Origin of the sequence: Nonomuraea sp. 3N208 (assembly GCF_052245935.1) — a bacterium.
Taxonomy (GTDB): domain Bacteria; phylum Actinomycetota; class Actinomycetes; order Streptosporangiales; family Streptosporangiaceae; genus Nonomuraea.
This window is the reverse complement of record NZ_JBQQBR010000027.1, coordinates 176,628-182,771: the sequence shown is the minus strand read 5'-3', so window position 1 is coordinate 182,771 and position 6,144 is coordinate 176,628. Positions and strand designations below refer to the sequence as shown.

Sequence of the window (6,144 nt, the reverse complement as noted above, 5' to 3'; positions counted from 1 at the left end):
GGGTGGCCAGGTCGTTTGAGAGTTCGTCGAGCCACTCATCCACGTGATCCGCCCGTAGCTGCTGGAGCTTGAGTTTCCCCAGCCTGGGGATAACGTGCGTCTCGGCGAGGATGCGCAGCTTGGTGACAGTGCCCTCGGATCGGCCCTTGAGGCCTGATCCGCGGTCACTGGAGCATCGAAAACCGGCTCCACTACGTCCGCGACGTCACCTACGGCGATTATCCCGAGGTTCGGATTATGCCGTCTCCCGTGCGACTGCCCGACGTTCGTGCTGGTCACCGCAATCGATGCTGTCAGTAGTCTCGGCATAACCGTTGGCAGGTTGGAGGCTTCTTCTCAGGAGGTTTGAGAGGAGGCGACGATGAGCCACGAACGGTGTTGGGCGGCCAAGGGCCCGCTGGCTCCGTACGCGCAGGGCTTTCGTAGGTATCTCGCGGAGCGGGGGTTCGCGCCGCAGGCGGTCCACAGCAGTGACCAGCATGAACGTCGGGCAGTGGCACGGGAGACGGCATAATCCGAACCTCGGGATAATCGCGGTTATGCCGAGGTCGGCATAACCGCGAAGACGCTTCCCGCGTCCGGACCGGCGCCGCCCCCCGGATCATGGCCGGCCTCCGCAACCTGGCCATCGGCCTGACCCGCCTGATCGGCTGGACCAACATTGCCGCCGCTACCGACCACTACCGCAGCCACCCCACCGACGTCCTTCAGCTACTCGGTTTCACAACATGAGAACGCTTTGGCCCTGCCCTGGCCGGGATCGTTCATACGGGGAGGGCGTCTCCGGGGAAGCCGTGGCACGGGTGAACCTCGCAGCGCATCATCCCGGCTCGCACGCAGGGGTCCCCGGCCATGATCTCCGCGGCTTCTTCGGCCGGTACGGTCATGATTGCGACGCCGGCCACGGTGTCAGAGGCGACCGGGCACAGGATCGCGATCATCCCCTCAGCGCGCAGCGACACCATGCGTCGCTGGTGTTCGAGTTCGATTGCGTCCGCGCCGTCCATGGTCCGCTCCGGCCCCCACTGAAGGAGCGCCAGGCTGTAGGGCTTCGCGGTCGCGGCCAGAGCCCGAATCTGTTCGTCGGTCACGGTCGTGCTCATGATGTCTCCTTACTTCTCGATGCGCTCGGCCAACGAGACGATGATTCCTTCGGGCCCGCGGACGTAGGCCATCCGCCACACGCCCTCGTATTCGCCGATGCCTCCTACCAGGCCGTAGCCGTCGACTGCGGCGTGGTCGACCGCGGTTTGGAGGTCGTGCACCTCGAAGGCGACGTTGCGCAGGCCCAGCTCGTTGGCCGGCGCGGCAGGCGAACCCGGGAGGTGGTCCGGCCGCGTGAAGCTCGAGAGCTCCAGCGTCGTACCTCCGCCGGGCGGTCGCAGCATGACGATCTCGGTGCGGGCGTCGGTCATGCCGATCACTGTGTCCAGGAACTCGCCTTCGACGGCCATCTTCCGATCGGCCTCCAGACCGAGGCTGACGAAGAACGCCGTCACGGCGTCGAGGTCGGCGACGGTGATGCCGACGTGGTCGAAGCGCCTTATGAATGTCATCGGATCCCTCTCGAGGTTTCTTTAAGAGACGCTGAGAAAGGTAGCACTCTAGGTTCCGTAAGGGAACCCCACTTGCTAGATTGCTGCCATGCAGCGAACGCGGTTCGGGGAGATGGCGTGTTCCATCGCGCGTACCTTGGACGTGATCGGCGAGCCCTGGTCGCCGCTGATCCTGCGCGACGCCCACCCCCGCTACGAGTACCACCTCACCGCCAAGGGCGCCGACCTCGTCGAGATGCTCATGGTGATGGCGCGGTGGGGTGACCGCTGGCTCGCCGGCGAGGCCGGGCCTCCCGTCCTGTACCGCCACCATGCCTGCGGGCAGATCGGCCACGTCGACCCGCGCTGCAGTCACTGCGGAGAGCCGATGCACGCCGACAACGTCGACCTCCTCCCAGGCCCGGGTTCGGCCTGATGACCAAAGGCCGTGACGCCGACTTCCACGTCGTGACCTTCGATCGGGGCCCGTTCACGCACGAGGAGAAGCAGGTCGACGTCGCGCTGAGCACGGTTGCCCGTCGTGTTCGCCTGCGGCGATCCAGGTCAAATGCCGCCGCACCGATGACTAGACCGGCAAGACCACCATCGTGACGATCTACGCCGTCACCAGCCTCCCGCCGGGGCCCGCCTGATCGGCTGGACCAACATCGCCGCCGCCACCGACCACTACAGCAGCCATCCCGCCGATGGACTCCAGTTACTCGGTCTCACGACGTGAGAACGCTTCGGCCCTGGTACTCCGCTGCTGCTGATCCGAGCGGGATATTGGCCTTGGTGGTCCAGCGATAGACATGCTCGTCGCGGTCCAGGACGATGAGCTGGATGCGGTGGACAGTGATGGTCACGGGTTCGACTTGCACGCTGTCGAGAGCCTTGGCATACGGCTCGATGGGGCTATCGGAATTGCTGTAGGCGATGCTCACGTGGGGCGTCCATTGCTCGGGGTCCGGAACTCGTCCGAGCCCCAAACATCGGCGATCGCCAACCGTACGGCTTGTCGTATCTCCCGCATTCCATCAGCGGGCTGAACGTGGAACTGCAAAGCCTCAGGATCGGTGACAGGGCGTGTGAAGGTGAGCTCGACCGGCTCTATCGGCTCCAGCCTGGCGATGGCGGCTTTGCTCGTCCACACGACGCTGCCGAGCGACTGCGAAGCTGTACTACGGCCGCGATCGCCAACCACTGACCAAGGTCCGCAACGCCTTCCGCGCTCTGGCCTTCGCGTAGAGGCAGCGTCTGAGCCGCCCATCATCAGCTACGGAGCACCTGTGCCAGGCGCTTCTCTGTCTGGTAGTCACCCGACAGTCCAAGGCTGCGTTGATGTTGGCTGGTCCTCGATCCACTCCGCTGTCAGCCCTTCACCGAGTTCGCCTGCGCACAGCCGGGCGGCCTTTGACAGGGCGGACAGACGACCTGCTGGGTCAACGGCGGTCCTGACCTGCTCCAGCGCCTTGCGTACCCACAGATCGACGCTGATCAGCTGGCGATCGATGCGGTAGACCGCAGAGTCCTTCGTGGTCGAAGGACGGAATCTCCTAGTCTCATGACCCCTACGTGCTCCTTTCTCTAGGTATGCTGCCCTGGCCGACCGTGTGCAGCGTCTCTTCCATGCCGTCGCTAGTCGTTCGGGGTGTCTCGTTTCGCCTCGGAAGGTTGTGGACCGGTCACCGGGAGGCCCGCGGGCACAGCTCCGCCTCCAGCATCTCGGTGAAGGTGCCCTGGCCGGCTGGTGCGGGGGGCACGCCGATCGGGTTGCCCCAGTCGCCGTTGATGTTGCTGACGACCATGCGCTTGCCGTCCCGGCTGCCCATCGCGTACGTCCAGGAACCGTGGATCATGCCGCCTCCACCCCAGGCCGTCACTCCGCAGGACAGCTGCTGCCAGAAGACGCCGAGCCCGTACGTGGTGTTCGGGATCCACTGCCCGCCCTCGGTCGAGACGCCGGTGAACATCTCCTTCTGCTGTGCGGGCGGCAGCAACCGGCCACCCAGCAGCGCTCGGTAGAACTTGTGCAGGTCCCCGGCGGTGGAGACGATGCCGCCGGCCGCCCAGGCTCCGGAGGCGTTCAGGTCGGTGACGTCGTAGACCTTGGCGTCGGGCTCGGTCAGCAGGAGCTTGGAGTAGTGCCGTGCGTGTGGTCCGCGCAGCTTCGCCTCGTTGCCCGGCACGTAGGTCGCGGTCATGCCGAGTGGTCGGGTGATCCGCCGCGCGACCTCCTCGGCGTACGACCTGCCGGTGACCTTCTCGATGATCATCCCGGCGAGCACGAAGTTGGTGTTGGAGTAGCCCCAGGCCGTGCCGGGGGCGAAGGCGGGCGGGTTGGCCATGGCGACCTTCACCAGTTCCTCGGGACGGACGGCGTCGAAGCGGTGCTCGAGGAAAGCGGGCCCGACGTACTGGGCCACCAGGTTTTTGTCCATGCTGTAGTTGAAGACGCCGCTGGTCTGGTTGAGCAGCTGCCTGATGGTGATCTTGCTGCCGTCGTGGCCGTTGCCGCGTACCACGCCGGGGAGCCACTTCTCCACGGTGTCGTCGAGGCTCAGCCGGCCGCCGGCCGCGAGTTTCAGCACCACGGTCGAGGTGAACGCCTTGGTGATGCTGCCGACGCGGAAGCGGTCCTGCTGCCGGCGCTTGCGTCCGGTCTCGGTGTCGGCCACGCCCGCCGTGCCGAACCACGCCCCGCGGGTGTCGCGGACGTCAGCGAGGATGCCGGGCATGCCGCCGGTTACGGCCTGGTCAAGCAGCCGCTGGACCTCGGCGTGGTCGCCGGCCACCGCCGCCGACGCGCTCACGGTCACCGCCAATCCGGCGGCGAGCAGGCAGGCGGCGGCTCGGACGGTTCTGGTCATCATGGGTTGATCGCCCTTTCATATCGCGATAGTACGTGTCTTGCTTTTGCTGAAGCTACGTTGCGTTCGATATTCTTGTCAATCTGACCTGGTGGGTGATTTGGCTTCTATGCAGGTCAATAGCCTCAGAAAATTGCAATGAACCTGCTGCTTAATGCAACGAACGAGTAGCCCCTATTGCAATGAGATGCAGGCGAACGCAATACTGGTCCGACAGATTCCGAGCGACAGGAGGCGAGCGCGAATGCCGGGAGGCAGGCTGACTCAACAGGACCGCAGGCACATCGCGGTGGGCCTGTCAGAGGGACTCGGCTACGCCGAGATCGCCCGGCGCCTGGGCCGGCCGACCTCCACTGTCAGCAGGGAGGTCATCCGCAACGGCGGACCGGGCGGCTATATGGCCGACCGGGCCCACCAGGCGACCGAGCGGCGCGCTCGCCGCCGCAAGCACACGCCGTCCGCGCCACCGCAGGCCACCACGACGGCGTACGGACGCGACCCCGAGGCGGTGCGCGAGTTCGAGGTGCGCTTCATCGATCTGCTGGTCCAGACGGGCCTGCCCCGGATGATGTCCAGGGTCCTGACCTGCCTCTACAGCACGGACGTCGGCGCGATCACCGCCAAGGAGCTGGCCCAGCGACTGCAGGTCAGCCCGGCCTCGGTCTCCACCGCCGTCGCGTACCTGGAGGAACAGGAGCTGATCAAACGCGAGCGGGCCCCCCGGGGGCGGCGCGAGCGGTACGTCATCGACGACGACATCTGGTATCGGGCCTTGATGGCGAGCGTCCAGAGGAACCTCACCCTGGCCGAGGCCGCGCAGGCGGGCATCGAGGTCTACGGCGCCGACACCCCGGTCGGTGCCCGGCTGGAGGCCGTCGCCCGCTTCCTCCACCACACCAGCCAGGACATGAGCCAGGCCGCCGAGCACTGGCGGCAGGTCCTCGCCACGCGACCCACGGGTCGGCAAGGCGTTGACTCCGCGATTGCGGGACCTGACCCGGGTCACCCTGGTACGGGACGACACCCCGACCCGAGATCGCCAAGCGCTACCCGCACGCCGGGCCGCTGCTAGGCGCGCGCTGGAATGAGGACCTCATCGCCGACTGCTGGCCGGACCTGCTGCGGATGGCCGGATCGCTGAAATACGGCCAGGCCACCGCCTCGCTGATCGTCGGCAAGTGGTCGGCCGCCTCCCGGCAGAACACCCTGGCCGCCGCTCTGAAGGAATGGGGCATGCTGCGCAGAACCGTCCACCTGGCCAAATACCTGTCGGACCCAGCCTTCAGAAGGAAGATCTCGCGACAACTGAACAAGGGGAAAGCCTGCACGCACTGCGCCGCGACCTGCACTACGCCCAGCAGGGCACCATCACCCGCCCGCATCTGGAACAGCAGACCGAGCAGGCGTGGTGCCTGACCCTGCTGACCAACTCGGTGGTCGCGTGGACGACCGAATATTATTCTAGGGCGGTGCTGGAGCTGCGTTCCCAGGGCCGCGAGGTGAGCGACGAGATCCTGTCGCACATCTCGCCCGGCCACAGCGACAACACCAACTTCTTCAGCGTCATCAACGTGGACGTCGAGGCGGAACTGGCCAAGCTCGACACCAGCGGATGGCGACCGCTTCGGCCCGTCCAACTGCGCCAGCTGGGGGTGACCCCGTGACCTGAGTCCCTCGAAGAGGGGCAAAAGCCCCCGCACCTGCCCGGACGGAGCGCGAGGCCGGCGGGCCAGCGGCGC

The 6,144-nt window shown here is 66.3% G+C and carries 7 protein-coding genes and 2 pseudogenes; 4 read left to right on the top strand and 5 right to left on the bottom strand.

The window, feature by feature from the left end; all coding sequences use genetic code 11:
* Positions 1 to 127, bottom strand: a pseudogene (locus ACTWPT_RS36220) (site-specific integrase); the annotation flags it as partial.
* A 476-nt stretch (positions 128 to 603) separates the two neighbouring features.
* On the opposite strand from ACTWPT_RS36220, the gene ACTWPT_RS36215 reads away from it, so the two are divergent.
* The gene (locus ACTWPT_RS36215) at positions 604 to 732 is read left to right on the top strand and encodes a hypothetical protein (RefSeq protein WP_443182016.1); all 129 of its coding nucleotides are present in this window, start codon (positions 604 to 606) and stop codon (positions 730 to 732) included.
* Between the two features lie 32 nt (positions 733 to 764).
* On the opposite strand, the gene ACTWPT_RS36210 is transcribed toward ACTWPT_RS36215, so the two are convergent.
* Together ACTWPT_RS36210 and ACTWPT_RS36205 are read right to left on the bottom strand one after the other, a co-directional pair.
* On the bottom strand, positions 765 to 1,103 hold the full coding sequence (locus ACTWPT_RS36210; RefSeq protein ID WP_443182015.1) for a hypothetical protein: 339 nt from the start codon (positions 1,101 to 1,103) through the stop codon (positions 765 to 767).
* A gap of 9 nt (positions 1,104 to 1,112) precedes the next feature.
* The gene (locus ACTWPT_RS36205; protein ID WP_443182014.1) at positions 1,113 to 1,556 is read right to left on the bottom strand and encodes a VOC family protein; all 444 of its coding nucleotides are present in this window, start codon (positions 1,554 to 1,556) and stop codon (positions 1,113 to 1,115) included.
* An 88-nt stretch (positions 1,557 to 1,644) separates the two neighbouring features.
* On the opposite strand from ACTWPT_RS36205, the gene ACTWPT_RS36200 reads away from it, so the two are divergent.
* Positions 1,645 to 1,971, top strand: a complete 327-nt coding sequence (locus tag ACTWPT_RS36200) for a winged helix-turn-helix transcriptional regulator (protein ID WP_443182013.1) — start codon at positions 1,645 to 1,647, stop codon at positions 1,969 to 1,971.
* 292 nt (positions 1,972 to 2,263) lie between these two features.
* Here ACTWPT_RS36200 and ACTWPT_RS36195 read toward each other — a convergent pair whose 3' ends face one another.
* A complete protein-coding gene (locus tag ACTWPT_RS36195) occupies positions 2,264 to 2,524 on the bottom strand; it encodes a 2'-5' RNA ligase family protein (protein WP_443182012.1) in 261 nt (86 codons plus the stop codon).
* Between the two features lie 696 nt (positions 2,525 to 3,220).
* Positions 3,221 to 4,408, bottom strand: a complete 1,188-nt coding sequence (locus ACTWPT_RS36190) for a serine hydrolase domain-containing protein (RefSeq protein WP_443182011.1) — start codon at positions 4,406 to 4,408, stop codon at positions 3,221 to 3,223.
* Between the two features lie 241 nt (positions 4,409 to 4,649).
* Here ACTWPT_RS36190 and ACTWPT_RS36185 point away from each other — a divergent pair, with 241 nt between their 5' ends.
* Positions 4,650 to 5,477, top strand: coding sequence for a helix-turn-helix domain-containing protein (locus ACTWPT_RS36185; RefSeq protein WP_443182010.1), 828 nt, complete (start codon positions 4,650 to 4,652; stop codon positions 5,475 to 5,477).
* Positions 5,441 to 6,069, top strand: a pseudogene (locus ACTWPT_RS36180) (Tn3 family transposase). The gene ACTWPT_RS36185 and the pseudogene ACTWPT_RS36180 overlap by 37 nt, the downstream one beginning before the upstream one ends.
* Positions 6,070 to 6,144 lie beyond the last annotated feature (75 nt).